The organism is Sphingomonas sp. CCH10-B3, from assembly GCF_001556185.1.
GTDB classification, from domain to species: Bacteria; Pseudomonadota; Alphaproteobacteria; order Sphingomonadales; family Sphingomonadaceae; genus Sphingomonas; species Sphingomonas aquatica.
The window spans coordinates 1-15,488 of record NZ_LSIJ01000027.1 but is presented as its reverse complement, the minus strand read 5'-3'; the positions used below and the strand labels follow the sequence as shown (position 1 = coordinate 15,488).

The 15,488-nt window shown below is 60.2% G+C and carries 15 protein-coding genes and 1 pseudogene; 5 read left to right on the top strand and 11 right to left on the bottom strand.

Translation table 11 applies throughout. The features are described 5' to 3' along the window. Window positions 1–55 precede the first annotated feature (55 nt). Window positions 56–769, top strand: a pseudogene (locus AX672_RS06145) (DUF2493 domain-containing protein); the annotation flags it as partial. Between the two features lie 44 nt (window positions 770–813). Here the strand turns inward: AX672_RS06145 and AX672_RS06140 are convergent. Then, on the bottom strand, window positions 814–1,344 hold the full coding sequence (locus AX672_RS06140; protein WP_066649931.1) for a helix-turn-helix transcriptional regulator: 531 nt from the start codon (window positions 1,342–1,344) through the stop codon (window positions 814–816). Between the two features lie 103 nt (window positions 1,345–1,447). On the opposite strand from AX672_RS06140, the gene AX672_RS06135 reads away from it, so the two are divergent. Continuing rightward, window positions 1,448–2,254, top strand: a complete 807-nt coding sequence (locus AX672_RS06135; protein ID WP_066649928.1) for a COG4705 family protein — start codon at window positions 1,448–1,450, stop codon at window positions 2,252–2,254. A gap of 44 nt (window positions 2,255–2,298) precedes the next feature. Here the strand turns inward: AX672_RS06135 and AX672_RS06130 are convergent, their stop codons facing one another. Next, window positions 2,299–2,982, bottom strand: a complete 684-nt coding sequence (locus tag AX672_RS06130; protein WP_066649918.1) for an RES family NAD+ phosphorylase — start codon at window positions 2,980–2,982, stop codon at window positions 2,299–2,301. A 3-nt stretch (window positions 2,983–2,985) separates the two neighbouring features. Continuing rightward, complete coding sequence (locus tag AX672_RS06125; RefSeq protein ID WP_202189254.1) at window positions 2,986–3,396, bottom strand: antitoxin Xre-like helix-turn-helix domain-containing protein; 411 nt, start codon at window positions 3,394–3,396, stop codon at window positions 2,986–2,988. A 438-nt stretch (window positions 3,397–3,834) separates the two neighbouring features. On the opposite strand from AX672_RS06125, the gene AX672_RS06120 reads away from it, so the two are divergent. After that, window positions 3,835–4,155, top strand: coding sequence for a DUF736 domain-containing protein (locus tag AX672_RS06120; protein ID WP_006966713.1), 321 nt, complete (start codon window positions 3,835–3,837; stop codon window positions 4,153–4,155). A 282-nt stretch (window positions 4,156–4,437) separates the two neighbouring features. Here AX672_RS06120 and AX672_RS06115 read toward each other — a convergent pair whose 3' ends face one another. From AX672_RS06115 to AX672_RS06105, 3 genes are read right to left on the bottom strand one after another with little or no spacing between them, the layout of a single operon-like run. Beyond that, window positions 4,438–5,397, bottom strand: a complete 960-nt coding sequence (locus AX672_RS06115; protein WP_066284187.1) for a plasmid partitioning protein RepB C-terminal domain-containing protein — start codon at window positions 5,395–5,397, stop codon at window positions 4,438–4,440. Then, a complete protein-coding gene (locus AX672_RS06110; RefSeq protein ID WP_066284190.1) occupies window positions 5,390–6,289 on the bottom strand; it encodes a plasmid partitioning protein RepB C-terminal domain-containing protein in 900 nt (299 codons plus the stop codon). The genes AX672_RS06115 and AX672_RS06110 overlap by 8 nt, the downstream gene beginning before the upstream one ends. Further along, a complete protein-coding gene (locus AX672_RS06105) occupies window positions 6,289–7,782 on the bottom strand; it encodes a recombinase family protein (protein ID WP_066649935.1) in 1,494 nt (497 codons plus the stop codon). The genes AX672_RS06110 and AX672_RS06105 overlap by 1 nt, the downstream gene beginning before the upstream one ends. 198 nt (window positions 7,783–7,980) lie before the next feature. Here AX672_RS06105 and AX672_RS18165 point away from each other — a divergent pair, with 198 nt between their 5' ends. Together AX672_RS18165 and AX672_RS06100 are read left to right on the top strand one after the other, a co-directional pair. Beyond that, window positions 7,981–8,601 (top strand): hypothetical protein, encoded by a 621-nt coding sequence (locus AX672_RS18165; protein WP_082730407.1) that lies wholly within the window; start codon window positions 7,981–7,983, stop codon window positions 8,599–8,601. A 92-nt stretch (window positions 8,602–8,693) separates the two neighbouring features. Beyond that, complete coding sequence (locus tag AX672_RS06100) at window positions 8,694–9,101, top strand: DUF2513 domain-containing protein (protein ID WP_066284193.1); 408 nt, start codon at window positions 8,694–8,696, stop codon at window positions 9,099–9,101. 40 nt (window positions 9,102–9,141) lie between these two features. On the opposite strand, the gene AX672_RS06095 is transcribed toward AX672_RS06100, so the two are convergent. The 5 genes from AX672_RS06095 to AX672_RS06075 form a co-directional block, all read right to left on the bottom strand. Next, entirely contained in the window at window positions 9,142–9,930 is a 789-nt protein-coding gene (locus tag AX672_RS06095) for an HNH endonuclease (RefSeq protein ID WP_066649912.1), read from the bottom strand. 16 nt (window positions 9,931–9,946) lie between these two features. Next, complete coding sequence (locus AX672_RS06090; protein WP_066649908.1) at window positions 9,947–12,448, bottom strand: S8 family peptidase; 2,502 nt, start codon at window positions 12,446–12,448, stop codon at window positions 9,947–9,949. A 5-nt stretch (window positions 12,449–12,453) separates the two neighbouring features. Further along, window positions 12,454–13,449, bottom strand: a complete 996-nt coding sequence (locus tag AX672_RS06085; protein WP_013831743.1) for an AAA family ATPase — start codon at window positions 13,447–13,449, stop codon at window positions 12,454–12,456. Window positions 13,450–13,568: 119 nt separating this feature from the next. Then, entirely contained in the window at window positions 13,569–14,051 is a 483-nt protein-coding gene (locus AX672_RS06080; RefSeq protein WP_066649933.1) for a type II TA system antitoxin MqsA family protein, read from the bottom strand. A 71-nt stretch (window positions 14,052–14,122) separates the two neighbouring features. After that, window positions 14,123–15,403: a tyrosine-type recombinase/integrase gene (locus AX672_RS06075; RefSeq protein ID WP_066649905.1), complete on the bottom strand. Its 1,281-nt coding sequence runs from the start codon at window positions 15,401–15,403 to the stop codon at window positions 14,123–14,125. Window positions 15,404–15,488: the final 85 nt, after the last annotated feature.

Genomic DNA, 15,488 nt, shown 5'->3' with positions numbered 1-15,488 from the left:
CAACCCTCCTTAAATCACAACCTCAAATCTGTGCCATTGGTGCTGACGGGGGACACTCTGGAACGTCGTCAACATCTTCCACCGCGCCGGCGAGCGGGTCGAACGCGATCTCGACGACAATGAGCAGGCGCAAAAACGCCTTCAGCGCGAGCAGGATGGCAGCGAAGTGCGCTCGGTCGACCTTGAGCGCCAGATCGCCGAGGGAATCTCACTCATCGAACGCCGCGACACGATGGAATTCTTCCGCGATGCAGCCGCCGATCAATTCCGCATCCACGCCCGCAAGGCCTGGACGCCCCGCACCGGATCCCGCGTCAACCGCAAGGCCATGACCTCAGCCATCATCGACAGCCGCGACTTCCTCGACAAACGCGCCAGAGAGAATGCCCGCGTTCTGCTGCCCGAAGGCACCCGTATTGCCTTCACCGGTGGCCCCGATTGCAACGATCACTCGGCCATCTGGGACGTCCTCGACCGGGTTCATGCGCGTCATGCCGACATGGTCTTGCTCCACGGCGCCACACCCACTGGTGCCGAACGCGCCGCCGCTTGCTGGGCCGATACGCGCCGCGTGCCGCAGGTCGCCTTCCGGCCTGACTGGAACCGACACAAGAAGGCCGCGCCGTTCAAGCGCAACGACCGGATGCTCGAAGCATTGCCGGTGGGCCTGGTCGTCTTTCCGGGCACCGGCATCCAGGACAACTTGGCTGACAAGGCGCGCAAGATGGGCATTCCGCTCTGGGATTTCCGCGAGCGTCGGTCAGGATAAGCGCCGCTTACACGCCGGTCTAAAGCCATTCGCAGTTCAACATTCTAGGGCCTGGTTGGAGCGTCCAGAAGGTCTTCGATGAAGAGTGATACCAGCATCGCCTGGCTGTTAACTCCAGCCTTCGAGTAAATCTGACTTAATTGCGAGCGCACGGTGCCTGTAGCGACTCCTCTCAGCTCTGCAATTTGTGCGACATCGCACCCTTTCAAGGCAAAAAGGGCAACATCGCCTTCCCCCGGCGTCAATCCCCATTCCTGAAAACGCACGGCCATATGGTCCATGAGCGCGCCCTTCGCGCGGGCGAGCGAATGCTCGTTCCAGCGCAACTCTCTGGTCAAATGAACGACGTAGCGCGAACTCAGGAAAATACCGCCGAGCAAGGCCACGGCGATGAAAAATTCGATCGCCGTCGCGAGACTGAAACCATGCTTTGCCTCAACGAGATAGTCCTCGATAGCGTCCACCGCGAAGAAGGCGGCCGCAACAATTTGCAAAACAGTGATCGCCACCGGGAAAGCCCGGCGATCTGTTAGTTTTCGGACCTTTTCGGGTATGGTTGTTTTGCGTTGGGGCATCGGGCATTCTTTGATGGTGGGGATATAAGCGCCTGCTTATAGGCAGATGCCTTGCGACGGCCTAGCCGCGAGCGCGACTATCGTTCGAGGCAGGTACGAAACCATGACTGAAGATTTGAAAACTGAATTGACCAAAGTCCCTGCACTGACGCTGGGCTTCTGGATCATCAAAATTCTGGCGACGACCTTCGGCGAAACCGCTGGAGATACTGTCTCGATGTCGTGGCTGGGCGAAACCACCACGAATGCAGCAACTTCCTTCTGGCAAGGTGGTTATCTGATTGGCACCGCGATTTTCGCGTCAGTGCTGGCGGTGCTGGTTATCCTGCAAATCCGCGCAAGCCGCTTCAATCCCTGGCTCTACTGGGCAACGATTATAGCTTCGACAACAGCCGGGACGACTCTGGCCGACTTCGCCACCAGATCGCTGGGCATTGGCTATCCCGGCGGTTCGATCTTGCTGCTCTCACTCGTGATGCTCTCGCTGTTCGTCTGGCACCGTGCGCTCGGCACGATCTCGGTCAGCTCGGTGCATGAACCTAGGGCCGAACTCTATTACTGGCTGACGATAACCTTCTCGCAAACGCTCGGCACCGCGCTCGGGGATTGGATTGCCGATGGGCCACTCGGCTATCTCGGATCAGCTTTGATTTTCGGTTCTTTGCTCGCGTTGCTCGCTTTGGCTTACTGGCGCACGAGCATCAGCCATGTCGCGCTTTTCTGGGCAGCGTTTATCCTCACCCGTCCGCTCGGCGCAGTTGTTGGCGATTTTCTCGACAAGCCGATCGCCAAAGGCGGCTTGGAGCTGAGCCGAGTGAGCGCATCGGCAGTTTTGATCATCGCTATCGTGGTTCTCATTTCAACAATCAGGCAGAGGGCAGCTAGCACCGGCACCAGTCAGGCGGCTTGAGTTGAGCAGGAGCGGCCGACGCCAGGCGCGATCTTGTCCACGCATCAGCTCTCCAGCAAACGCTTTTCATAGACCGTCCTGATCTCGCTACCGTCCCACACATAGCACAAATGCCGTTCCTGGCGGCAGTTCGATAACAGCCGAGGCCGGAACACAGCGGCACATTCGCCGCCGGGATTGCGGACGCTTTCATAGACAATCCCGTCCGACCCTGCATCGCGCAAGGTCCGTGCGGTTTCCTGCGACACGGCATAGCTGCTCGGATGATACAGTGCTGGCAGCGCCTCTCGCTGGCCACGGATGTCGTGAAGGCTCGCATCGAGATCGACGGCATATACCCGCATGTCGAGTTCCTGCGCCGGTTCGTCGGTCGCCTTAAGGAACTGCGTGCGGTGATGTCGGGTCTCGGCGATGGCGGTCGCCAATGTTCGTCCGGCATAGAAGACGCCGTAGCTGCCGTCGGTAAAGCGGTCGCCGACCGGATTGAGGTGGGTGAACGCTGCCATGATCGCCGACGTACCGGGGCCGGAGACGCGGTCCTCAGGCGGCACGAGCGACAGCTCGCCTGCCTCATCGCGCAGGCGGTCATTGGTCATCGCCTCGATGGCATAGACCGCTTCAAGATCGGCAGGATCGGCAACTGCCTCGAACAGCGAGATCGGCGGAAATCGGCTCGGGATGATGCGGTAGCAGGGCGTCCAGCGGACTTCAGACGTGGGAATGTCCACGGGTCAGCCGCGCTGCCCGTCAACATACTGGCGCACGACATAAAGGTCGGCGACATTGCCCGACATCATCCGGTCAAGCGCCGAGGCGCCGCCGAAAACCTGCGCCTTGTTGGGCTTACGCACCCATTCATCCGCCGTTTTGGGCAGCAGTATCTGCAGGCCTTTGTAGATGCCCATGACATAGGAAATCCGCTCCAACGCATCCTTGGGCAGCGCCGCGACTACGCCGCGCTTCCAGGATTGGAAGGTCGAGCGGCTCTCCAGACCGAGCAAGCGCATCTGCTCCTGCTCTTTCAGGCCCCAGGCATCGGCAATGCGGAAGAACGTGCGCAGGGCTGGCCCCGTCAGATCCTTGCGGTCGAGACTCTTGGCAAGTCCCTTTGCAGGCGCTTTGGCTGCAGCTTGTATACCCATATCGGCATGTCCTTTCATGTCTTCATATGCTTATATTCTGCACAAAAGTCAATATGAGAGCTGATATTGCACATTTCAGTCTGTGTAATGCGGCGTGGAGCCCCCGCTGTTGCCCGTCGAATGTCCAAGGTGACAACGCCTCTCGATCAGCCAATGGCTGCGTGTGAGGGATGATTGCTGCTGCACTCCATGCAGTGATCCGGTGGGGAGGAAGCCTCCGACTTTTGGTCGATGAAACCGGAGATTGCCGAGTGACATTCGTTTTCAGGCGGAGCGAAAACCACCCCTCCTTGTCGCCTGTCTGCGGGTCTCGTCACGCCTAATGCCGTCAACCCCGTGCGGGGTTCGCCCTACGCTGACGCTGCGGTGACGGCGGCTCCCGGCCCCTTCTTTTGGCGCCATCGGGGATGGTCCCCGACCACCTTTAGGAGAAACGACATGGCTACCATCGCAAACCTCACCGTGAAGTCCGACGACAGCTTCGAAGGCAACCTCGCAACGCTGACCGTCTCCGCACCGATCGCCATCATCCCCAACAACCGCAAGACCAAGGACAGCGAACCCGACTACCGCATCGTCAGCCGCAAGAACGGCTTCGAACTGGGCGCAGGTTGGAAGCGCTTCTCGCAGAACACCGGCGCCGAATATGTCTCGGTCTCGCTCTCGGCTCCCGAATTTGGCACGATTTACGGCAATATCGCCAACGCGCCGGGCGATGATCCATCGAAGAAGGTCATCATCTGGAACCCGCCGAGCTGAAGCACCAGCGACGGCCCCGCCTCCGGGCGGGGCCATAGCATTTGTCAGCAATTCATCGCGCATCAGTTGAGACAAAATGACGGGCGTGCGTGAAAATCTCACTCTTCAACGCACGCCCGCCTCCATCGTGCGCCCAAAGCACGCACGCGGTCGGTCCATATGACGGCCGACCTGGTGGGCTTCTTGCGGGTTCGCCGCCATTCCCACCGCCATGCTCGATCCGCCCCTCAGTGCGGCGTCTCCCATGGTCCCCGCGCTTATCGGGTCCGGGTCCCCATTCTCTCATTCCGCGTTGGGCGTGGCCAGACGGCCAAGACTATCTATCTCCGCAATGCGCTGAAACTCGGTCAGGTATTCCGCGCGGTGAACCGAGAGCCAACGGACGATGCGCGCGTTTGCCAACAGTTTTCCGAGATAGCCCCGCGCGAAGGTCAAATGGAGGTTGTCGATGCCGTAGGTTTCCTCGACCGATTTGACCTGCGTTTGCAGAGCGGCAAGCTCGCGCTCCATCCGGCTGATCTGCTGGCTGGTCGGGCCAGTCACGTCGGGCTTGCGCGCCTTCTTGCCTGCGGGAACCAGCTGCTCTTCGGTCGTCGCCGCGAGCAGCGCGCGTGCGAACATCAGCGAGAAATTGTTCTGCCCGATCATCAGGTCGGCTGCCTCAATCTGCCGCAGCGCTGTCATGCGTCGCAGCAGATCGAACACCTTCATCGAGCAATTGGTATCCTTGAGGGCATCGGCTGCCTCGGTGCAGATGCCATCGAGCAGGCGGAAGCGCGCGCGGATCGACTGCACTTCGAGACCGAGCGCGTCGGCGATGACGGCTTCGGTCACCCCGCGCTCGATGGCGCGCACGATCATCCGATGTTCCTGAACCGGTGGGAGGCGGTTGACGCGCTTGTTGTAGGTGTAAGTCTCATCGTCATTGGCGACGAGGCACTCAACAGTCGGAATTTCGAGCTGGCGCAAGGCTTCGACCCGCAGATGCCCATCGAGCAGGAAATACTTGCCCGCATTCTTGGGATCGGGCGCGACTGCGGGAGCTTCGACAATCCCGATCGCCTTGATCGAACTAAGGATCTGGGCGAACTTTTTGCTCTCGCGCACGCCCTGCTGGAGTATCTTCAACGGAACGAGCTGATCGAGTGCGACGGTGACGGTCTCGCGTTCAAAGCCGAGCCGGACACGGTGATCCGAGCCGGGTTCCATGTCTGGTGTGTTGGGTTCGGACCAGTCAGTCATCGCTCTCACCTGCAATTCGCATGGCAAGCGCGCGCGGCATCGTCTCGAGCGCCTCGGCACGCAGCAAGGTCAGAAATCCGTCGTCGCCCAGCAGATCCTTGATGGCCTCGACGATGAACAGCAGCCGGGTCTGTGTGAAATCGGACTTCTTGACGAGCAGGCGTTGCTTCTCCGATTCCCGCTGGTAAACCTGCATGAGGTCACTCGCGGTCAACTTGCGATTTGCGGAACGCCGACCGAGCTTTCCTGCTGGCATCGATTTGTTGTGCCCGCGCATCCGCAGCTCGAGCAGCCTTCGCACCGAAGCCAGCTTCTTGCCGCGCAGCTTGCCTGTCTCATAGGCATCGAGCAGCAGGTTCTGCGATTCCTCGGATTCCGCGCGGGAGATTTCCATTGCCAGGCTGATCGGGATGAGACCCGTTTCCACCGCCGCAACGAGCCGTTCCTCGCCCCGCTCCAGCAGCGAGACGATCATGCTGACCCATGAACTGCTGACCCCGATTTTTTGCCCGATCTGGGTTTCATTATACCCGCGCCCGCGCAGGGCGCCGATCTCGCGCATCACGTCGATCGGGCGCGGCGTCCGGCGTGCGATGTTCTCGACCAGGCTCATCACCAGACAATCGCTCTCGCTCGCCTCGATGACGACTGCGGGAATTTCCGTCTGGCCCAGCATCTGAAATGCTTCGAGCCGGCCTTCGCCGCAGACGAGATCATAGCGAGGCCCGCCCGGACCCTGATGGCGACTCACGGTGATCGGCCGCTTCAATCCGATCGACTCGATGTTGTTCACGATCTCACGGTGCTGACGCTTGTTGCGCGAGCGCGGATTGAGCACCGTAATCTTGGAGACCGGGATCATCTCGATCTGCTGGGGGCGCATAACGGGCATCAAGCAGCCTCCGGAATGGCGACGGGCGCCGTGATGTCATAGAAGAAATCCAGCGTGTCGAAGCGATAGGCGTCGAGGTGCAGGTCGTTATCTTCAGCCAGCCGCAGCCGTTCGCTTGCGACGTCAATTCTCGGGAACAGATAATAGTCAAACGGCGCGCGGTTGTGCATGTCCATGCGCACAACGATGGTAACGTCTGCGAGGTGGCTGGTGTCGAAGCGGATCTTCCACCGCAGGAGGCCGGTCGGTGTCGGTGTGCAGCGCACCAGAACAATGGCGAGGCTGAACTCGCCATTCACGCGGATGCTGTCGCTGGCGAGGTCCTGCCAGGCATCGCTCCCCTGGGCGTGAAGGCCAGTCAATATGTCGCGGACAATGTCAGGGTGCAGGCGGCGGAGCGCCTTGTTGATTGCAACGTAGCGGTAATCGCGCTCCGGCGAAAAACCCACCAGGCTGTAAGCGCGCAGGAGACTGCCAAATCGCAAGCTGAAGGCGCTGCTCGACGGCAATCCTTCGCATTCGTCGATAATGATGCCGGACAGCAGGCCTTTGCTGGCGTAGAGTCCTCGCAAAGCTTCCAGCATCTCCTCGTCGGACAGGCGGAACGAGCGCGCAGCGATAATCGAATGGGCCGCCTCGAACAGCTCCCGTTCAACGATCCCCTCGAATGCGCCCTGTGACCTGATCCACATGTCCGGGGCGTTGCGAACCCGCTTCTTCTTCAGCTTGAAAGAACGGCGATTCCAGACATTGTCGCCGACATATTTTTCATTGATCAGGAGCTGGTGGACAGTGCCGCGCGTCCACGGACGCTGGAGGTCGGACAGGATGCCGCGATCATTCAGATCCTCGGCAATCTCGCGTTCAGTTCGTCCGTCATGGACGAAAGCCCGGTATATCTCGTGCACCACGCCGATTTCTTCTGGCGGTCCGGGTGTCAGGATGACGCGGTCGGTCTGGAGACTCTTCTGCTCGCCGCGGCCGAGAACCGCCTTGGTGTTGCCGTGCTCATCTATCAGCGTCCGGCGCAGGCCGAAACCGGCGGGACCGCCCTGGCGATAGCCTTTCTCGATGAGCCGCCCCTGGCCGGCGAAAACCTTGACCGAAAGCTCGCGGCTGTATTCGCCAGCCATGGCGCGCTTGAAGCCCTTGAACATGGTGCTCATCGGCGACCCGTCATTCTCGAACTGTTCGGCGCAATAGGCGATCTGAATTCCGGCCCGGCGACAGATATATTCGTAGTAGGCGCTCTCGTCCGCGTCCTGGAAACGGCCCCAGCGGCTGACATCATAGACCAGGATCATCTCGAAGTCGGCGACGCCTGATTCGACGTCAGCGATCAGTCGTTGCAGTGAGGCGCGGCCATCGATCGAAAGGCCGCTTTTGCCGTCGTCGGCATAGGTGCGGACGATTTCGATGCCCCGAGACGCCGCATAGTGGCGGATCGCGTCGGCCTGATTTTCGGTCGAGTATTTCTGATGGTCGGTGGACATCCGGACGTATTCGGCCGCCCGCACGGTGGGCTGCTGTTCGGCGTCGCTTGGCGCGTCTTCTTGATCCCAACTCGCCAATGCGCGCGCCTTTCGAAATCCGGACTGCAGTGGCCAGGGCGGCCAACCGCTGCAGCGCGAAACACGGACCTATCCGGCATTCCCGCACTCTCAACAGTATATGTGGGAAAGGACCGGAAGATGTTGCCGAAAAAGGGCAGGAAGTTGCCAGCATGGGAAGGCGCGCTCGCCAGCCGCCAGGCCTATGCCGAAGTCATCGCCAATCTGCTGCGCAAGGAACATGGCGATACGCATCGCGCGGTCAAGCAACTGATGCGTCTGACCCATGCGAGTGAGCGGTCCGCCAAGCACTGGATGGCCGCGCAACATGGACCAGACACGGTCTTCTTCTTGCGTTTGGTTGCGACGTCTCCGGTCATCCGGGCGTTCGTCCTGGGCATCATCGAAAGCCAGCAATCGTCTTCGGCGGAGGCTTCCAAAATAGGGCCGGGCATAACATCGTTCGGGCAAGGCCACCGGGAAGAAATGTCTGCGGGCAGATATTGGCCGAATTCTGACACTATAAATGACCCTGAAAGTGGCCCTGTAAATGACCCAATAACGAGCGGGCTTAATGAGCGTCAGCGCTGGATACTCGACCGAGTCGCGCGCGGTTTATCGACGAGGGCGCGCGATGTTGCCGCGCATTGGCGGGTGAGCATCAAGTCGGCGCGGCGCGATCTTGCAGGACTGTGCGCCTGCAATCTCCTGCAATTTGTCGGTGCCCGGAAAAATGGACGCTATCACCTCGTTCGCGCGTGAACGCCGATGATGCCGGTAGGCCCATGCCTGGCGCGCGGAAGGCAACGATAGATCGCTGTCCTTTCGGCGGGTCTGTAGTTAAGATCGATGCCATGAAACGTGACATGGATCTGGTCCGCAACCTGCTGCTGGAGATCGAGGACGGTCGGCGCGCATTCGATTTGTTGACGCCGGAGATCGCCGAGATACTCGGCGAAGATGGTGCAGGCAAAATGCCGCGCGAGCAGGCTGAGCTGATCGAATACCATCTGGCTCTGCTGGACGAGGCGGGTCTCATCACGATTCAGGCGAAGCTGTCCGGTGCGGTCTGGCAGATCGGTCAGATCACCTGGGCCGGCCATGACTTCCTCGACACCATCCGCGACCCTGCCATCTGGCGCGAGACAAAGGCCGGGGCCAAACAGGCTGGCGGTTTCAGCATCGAACTCTTGAAGGCGCTCGCCAAAGGGCTGATCAAGAAGAAGATTGAGCAGCACACCGGCGTTGAGCTGGACCTGTAGTCGCGGTGGCGGTGGGCCGGTCATCAGACACGCCTGAACTTCAGTGATGCTGTTTGCCTTTGTCCAAGAACTCATCGAATGACGCGTAGCAGCGATGTCCCTCCGCATTCCGCATCCGGCCCAGCCGGGTGCGCGTAATTCTTTGCTGAAGGTAGGCGCAGACGCTGCCGAACCGATCATCCGGGATGAGTTCGAGCTTCGAGCCAAACTCTTTCGTGATGTTTGCATAGATCACCGCGGGCCGAAATTTTTCGGTACGATGCGGAGCCCACGAGGCGAATTCATTATACTGCTTCGCGAGATACTTCGTGTACCGTACCATATCGCGATCAGCACCGATGGTCCCTGCAAGGGGGGCCATCGTGAGACGGGACCGCGGCTGACGAATGCTGACATTGGAGCCAGCGCCGACAATGACCACGGTGCCCTTGTTGTCGGGGATTGTGATGCGGTCCATCGCATCAAGAAGGCGCTTTGCTGAAAACCTGTCCGCTGTCCTCTCTGGACGGCCAGCCAACTGCTCGTGCTCCTGCTTCATCGCGAGGAGCTTGGCCACGGAGAATTCAATCGTGTCTGAGTCGATCAGCTTGTGATGACGACGACATAGCAGGATGAGGTTCTCGTAGCCGTGCCGCTCCACATCGGTTTGGTCGGGATCATAGCGTTCACCACCTGCTTTGCTGGCGCGAATATGGCAGATTTCGCCCATGTTGATGCCGGCCATCCCTGGGCTGTCTTCGATGATGAGCGCAGTACAGCCGGAAAAGGCACAGCGATTGCCCGACATGGCGTAGAGGCGTTGAATGGCCCGGATCGAAGGCTTCGGCATTGGCCTTGCTCGCTATTCAGATCTCGATGGGGACCTCGACCAGCACGGGGACCAACGCGGAAATTGGCGTGTGAAGGTCGACTTCAACGCCCGGCGTCTCAAGGCTGATCACAAGCGCGTAGCGCGCCTCTTGGTCATATCTTCCGAGCGATTTGCGCTCTCGCCACCATCCCGAGATCGGATGGACATATAGAGCATTGCGGGCGGCAAGTTCGACAGCAGGCCCCTCCCAGATGTCGACATGCAGCGAACCCGACGAGATCTGCTTTTCGCCAAATAGCCAGCCGTCGTTTGTTTCATTGACCGCGCGCGGAGCGTCTTTGTCGTATCCTTCGGCATTGTTGCGGCGATTGAAGTTCCCAATCGTCTCACGTGAGCGCTTGAGATCGAAACGTAGGCCGAAGGACTGGTAGCGTGCCGGGTCCAGATTGGTGGCAAAGCTGGGGTTAGGTTCCACGAAATAGGAGAGGGCAACTTTTAATCTCACCCGAGTGTTGTCGAGCGCTTCAAGCACATCCTGGGGCCAGGGGAGCTGATAGATATGCGACTCGTTGAATCGCACGCTGCTGCCTTCCATGCGGAACGGACGTATCGTGTTTTGTGCGACCAGGGCGAGATCATCGATGGCCGACGCCATCGCACGCCCCAGATCGGGGATGCCGTAACCGAACCGCCTGAGGCAGTCGGCCTTTTCTCGCTTTGTCGCGCACTGCGCGACGAGTTGATCCATGTGCCCGGTCCAACGGGCACTATGCACCATCAGCGCACGGATCGTTTCCGGCCAGTAATGCGGGTAGGCCGCAGTCAGCTGAGCTGCCATTCGGGCCGCCTGAGCGGTTGCGGCACTTGTCGCCCAAAATGCGTCCAGCGGCTTCTGGGCGACGAGGCGAGAGGCCGTAAGGAGGGAAAGGGAATCGAGTCCCGCTACCGCTTCCGCACCGCACGGGCTGAGCGCCCTGTTCCCGGCCTCGAAGACGAGTTCGGGTTTGAACGGAGATTGGCTGGTGTCCCAGAGGAAGGATGTCCGGCTGTAAGGACTGACGGCACCAACAGGTGCCATCGTGGTCCAACCGTCGTAGCCTGCCTCGCCGATCCCGGTCTTGTCCGTATATCCGCCGATCGTGAGGGCATTCCACGCCTGGGACGGGTCTTCTGCCGGGAAAGCATCAGCATCTGCGATTTCGGCGGCAATGGAATTGTCGGGAATATTACCAGCAGAGAGCAGTATCAGCCGCCGAGGCGACGGATTTTCATCATCGTCTGATTCCGCTCCGGCCGCCGCCTGGTCGATGGCCGCGCTCCACGCCGTCGCGTCTGATCCGCTGCGCCCCTCGTTGGTGACCGCCATGCAGAAAACACGGTCACGATCCGGGTTGTTGATCTCCGCGAGCAGAATGGCGCTCTGGGTGATCGGTCCATAGGAATGGGGATCATTGTCCGGCACACCGGGAGGGGGCAGAATCTTGACTGATTCCAGACGGTGGGTGAGCTCGATTGGCTGATCGCTCGCGAGCGGACCTACAAGATCCCCATGCAAGGCAAGACCCGCCATGCCGGTCCCATGGCCAGCACCGTGTTCGTGATCGTCCCCGCCCCAGGCCGTGTCGATCGCCATCAGATCTTCTGTCGACAGAGCGGGTTCTATCAGGGGATGCGCCCGATTGACTCCTGTGTCGAGCAGGCAGACCGCCGGCGCGTCATTGCCGGGCCAGGTTACACGCTCTGCGAGATCATCGATAAATGCCGGAGCGTCGTCCTTCAGGTCCCGGGTAAACACCAGCGGGCTGTCGCTCGCGCGACGCAGCTCCGAAATGCCTGCGGTTGCGAACAGCAACATCTCGATTGATGCGCGCCGTCCGTATGCCGGGATCACTGTCGTCTCCGGAAAACGCAGAAAGGTGTCGGCGGTGCCGACATGCAGCCCCAACACCGCGGCGCTGCCCAGAACTCTGTCGATGCGATCGTTGAAGCACCAGAGCGCCCACCACATCTGCGCCTGGGGGTCTTCCGGCAATGCCTCGGGAGCATCGCGCCAGAAACTTTGCAGGCGTGCCGCGCGAATGTGCTCGATCGGTTCGACCCGGGTCTTCTTGGGCGGCGATCCCTTTTCGCTCAGTTCCCCGTTTGTGTAGTCCTCAAAGACTTGGGAAAAGGCATCGCGCATGTCATCCGGGACAAACAGGGCAATGCGGCGTACTCCGTTCTCGTCGATGATTTCGGCCGCTTGCCGTGTGCCTTCCCTTTGCCGTTCAAGGTTGGTGGCGGCTGTGCCGCGATTGAGTTCAACCTCAATGAAAACGCCGCTAGCAGGCTCAAGGTCCACTGGCTGTTCGGGCAGGCCGCGCTGTCCGGCCTCAGCTTCCGCAAAGGCATTGCCAATTTCCGCGATGAGGCGGAGACCGTGATCCGCACGCACTCTGTTTAGCGCGCGCTGCCGTGCGTTACTGCCTGGCGACTTGAAGGTACGTCGCTGGGCAAGCGGAGTGATATCGATGTGCGGTCGGTTGTGTTCGCTCACAGGACTCAGAGCTTCGCCGCAAACGCCGTTCGCATGGCCTGGCGCTCAGTGAGCTTGGCGACGACCTCCTGGGTGGTCGTCTGCTTCCTCTGCTCGAGGATCGCGGTCTTGACGACTTCATCCGCAGCGCGGGCGACTTCGGCCTGGCTAAGCCCGCGCGCCGCCTCCTCGATCGCGGCCCACCCTGCGCGCTGGAACTTGAGGGGTTTGAGGTTGGCCTTGATCACCGCGCGAATTTGCGCTGCGGTCGGCATCTCAAATTCGAGCACGTCGTCGAACCTGCGGAGGAGCGCCCGGTCCAGCAGCTCCGGATGATTGGTGGCTGCGATGATCGGGCTGTCCGTCGAGGTCTTCTCTTCCATGAACTGGAGGAAGCTGTTGAGGACGCGACGCATTTCAGCGACGTCGTTGGTCGCGGTGCGATGACCGCCGACAGCGTCGAATTCATCGAACAAATAGACCCCGCGCCGACGCCGGGTCTCATCGAAAACCAGACGCAGTTTTGCTGCGGTCTCACCCATATAACGGGTGATCAGTGTTTCGAGTCGAATGATAAAGAGCGGAAGCTTCAGCTCACCTGCGATCGCCTCTGCCGTCATGGTCTTGCCGGATCCCGGGGGGCCGACGAACAGCAGGCTTCTTGACGGAACCTTGCCATGTTCGCGCAGCCAATCGCGTTTGCGCTGCTGCAAGAGCATCCCATTGAGCCGCTCGGACACCGACGCGCTCAGAACAACGTCCTGAAGATCAACCACAGGATCGCGATAGTCTAGCAGTCCTTCGAGATCGCCGCGCGGGGCAGCAAAAGATACGGGAATAGACGCCTTGACCCCGCCCGCGCCGCGCGCGGCATCGACTGCGGAACGAAGTTCATTCGCAGTGTCACGGTGCCCTTGACGGGCTTCCGATGCGGCAACTTGCAAGGCAATAGAATAGAACTGCGCGTCGTCACCTTCCGCGCGACTGCGTAACATCGCCAGTATTTGCTTGGCGTTTGACATCTACTCTACTTTCCATCCCCTCGCGTCGCAAACCTGTGACGCGAACAGCGATACGTTATGCTTCCTGAAAATTGAAGCGCGATTGTTGTCCCGGGGCCATCCGACCGCCTGGGCTGGGCTCATGCCGCAGCACTTCGAATGCCCTTCGCCGGTGTCTGTCTCTTGCCGGTCGGCGTGAGGCGGCCGCCAACACCCTCCCGCGGGGCGAGGCTGCGCAGGTTGCGGAGGGTTTCCAATTCCTCTGGATGGCGGTCCAGAATCTCGATTAAGCCTACTGCGGCTTCGCTGGGCGGTGTGGCCCCGCTTTCATACTTCTGGAATGCGCGCCGTCCGCCACCGATAATCCGGCCTGCCTCTTCCTGGGTGAGGCCGAGCTTCTTGCGAACAGCCTTGACGCGCGCCGCGTAAGCCGTTCGCAGTTCGAGATGGGCCTGATCCAGAGCCTGCAGCTCCGCCCCTGAATGGATGGAATCACTATCGTCCTCGGGATACCAGCCCGGCACCTCGACTTCGCGCGACATCGACCCAACGCTGACCGTCTGCAAACGAGCGTCGCGGCGGAGGACCTGGCCGGTCTCGGGATGAATCCGTGGCTGCGTCACCTTCAATCCTTCTCGAACAACGTCAGCACGACATCGATCAGGGTCTTCCCATTCGCGATACACCTTTAAGGTTAATTTTCAACAGCGGCATGCGATCTGACCGGCCGCAATGCTTCAGCGCCCTCGGCCAGCAGTCGGGCGATTTCGTCCGACGTCTTGCGAACCGCCAGCTTCAGCGCCTCATCAATATGGATGTAGTCCTGGGTGACGTTCTGTGAAGCATGCCCAAGCATGGCCCGTATCGTCAGTTCTGTGAATCCGAGCTCGCCCGCGATGCTGCCGAAAGTGTGGCGAAGGGTATGAAGTGTTGCGCCCTCAATTCCCGCCCACTGGCAAACTCTCCGGAAACAGGCTGGTGCAGCCTGGTATGCGCCAGCGCCGGTCATTGACGGAAACACGTAGGGGTTACCAACGATCTCGGGTTGAGCGAGAACGACCTTCAGTGCTTCTGGGCCGATCGAGCGGACCTGAGCATCGGTTTTGGTATCCGGGAAGGAGACAAACCCACCCTCCGCATGCACCCAGGCGCGCTTCATCGACTGCGCCTCTTCCCGTCTGTATCCTGTCAGCGCAAGTGTCCGTACCACCGCAAGTGCTGTCGGATTTTCGCCATTACGCTCGGCATAGGCGATGGCTTTACCGAACGCGACGAGTTCGGCAGTGCTCAGCCGTCTCGTCTTCTTGTTGATTGCGAGTTTCTTGGCTCCTCTGGTTGGGTGCTCCGCAATCAGCCCCTTGTGCTTGGCATGACCCAAAATGGCTTGCAGCGACCCGAGGCATCGCGACGCGACGCCAGGTCCGCCAGCGGGCCGCCCACCACGGCTTTTACCTCGAGCCTTCGCAGTTTTACCGTCTCGGACATCAGCCTGCATCTGCTCGACATCCGCGATTGTCAGCCTTTTCGCCATGCGATGGCCAAGAATCGGTTTGATGTGCGTGTTGATCCTGCTCTCATCCATCGCGAGCGAGGAGGCCTTGATTGGACGGTTCTTGCGGCCAAGAATGTTGCCGGCGCGGGCTTCAACCAGATACCAGTCACAGATCTCGGCGACGGTCATGCCACTGCGGGCCTGATGAATTGCCTCTGCTGGGTCCTGACCCCCGGCAACTTCGCCAAGCTTGATCTTCGCCAGATCCCGAGCCTGCTCCGTCGTGATGACGCCATAACGGCCAAGATTGATGCGCCGCTTGATCCCTTCGATGTTGCGGTACTGAACGATGAAGGTCTTGAGCCCCGATGGCAGCGCCCGCAAGCCGAAGCCCCGGATCTCGCTGTCCCACAGGACGGCCTGTTTATCTTTAGGCGGCGCGAATGCGTCCACATTGCGCTTGTTCAACTTCGCTGTCGGCATATTTGACCCTCCATTTGGAGACAAAGATTTCGGTCGCGTCCGTCAAGGTGGTGTAATTTCGGCTGTGGCCGTGGGCCATCGTCAG

What these genes read in the sequence shown, in the direction of transcription:
- AX672_RS06110 (WP_066284190.1), bottom strand. Translation starts at nt 6,289, where the DNA reads ATGCCCGTTATGCGCCCCCAGCAGATCGAGATGATCCCGGTCTCCAAG.
- AX672_RS06135 (WP_066649928.1), top strand. Translation starts at nt 1,448, where the DNA reads ATGACTGAAGATTTGAAAACTGAATTGACCAAAGTCCCTGCACTGACG.
- AX672_RS06105 (WP_066649935.1), bottom strand. Translation starts at nt 7,782, where the DNA reads ATGTCCACCGACCATCAGAAATACTCGACCGAAAATCAGGCCGACGCG.
- AX672_RS06140 (WP_066649931.1), bottom strand. Translation starts at nt 1,344, where the DNA reads ATGCCCCAACGCAAAACAACCATACCCGAAAAGGTCCGAAAACTAACA.
- AX672_RS06115 (WP_066284187.1), bottom strand. Translation starts at nt 5,397, where the DNA reads ATGACTGACTGGTCCGAACCCAACACACCAGACATGGAACCCGGCTCG.
- AX672_RS06100 (WP_066284193.1), top strand. Translation starts at nt 8,694, where the DNA reads ATGAAACGTGACATGGATCTGGTCCGCAACCTGCTGCTGGAGATCGAG.
- AX672_RS06075 (WP_066649905.1), bottom strand. Translation starts at nt 15,403, where the DNA reads ATGCCGACAGCGAAGTTGAACAAGCGCAATGTGGACGCATTCGCGCCG.
- AX672_RS06085 (WP_013831743.1), bottom strand. Translation starts at nt 13,449, where the DNA reads ATGTCAAACGCCAAGCAAATACTGGCGATGTTACGCAGTCGCGCGGAA.
- AX672_RS06125 (WP_202189254.1), bottom strand. Translation starts at nt 3,396, where the DNA reads ATGGGTATACAAGCTGCAGCCAAAGCGCCTGCAAAGGGACTTGCCAAG.
- AX672_RS06095 (WP_066649912.1), bottom strand. Translation starts at nt 9,930, where the DNA reads ATGCCGAAGCCTTCGATCCGGGCCATTCAACGCCTCTACGCCATGTCG.
- AX672_RS06120 (WP_006966713.1), top strand. Translation starts at nt 3,835, where the DNA reads ATGGCTACCATCGCAAACCTCACCGTGAAGTCCGACGACAGCTTCGAA.
- AX672_RS18165 (WP_082730407.1), top strand. Translation starts at nt 7,981, where the DNA reads ATGTTGCCGAAAAAGGGCAGGAAGTTGCCAGCATGGGAAGGCGCGCTC.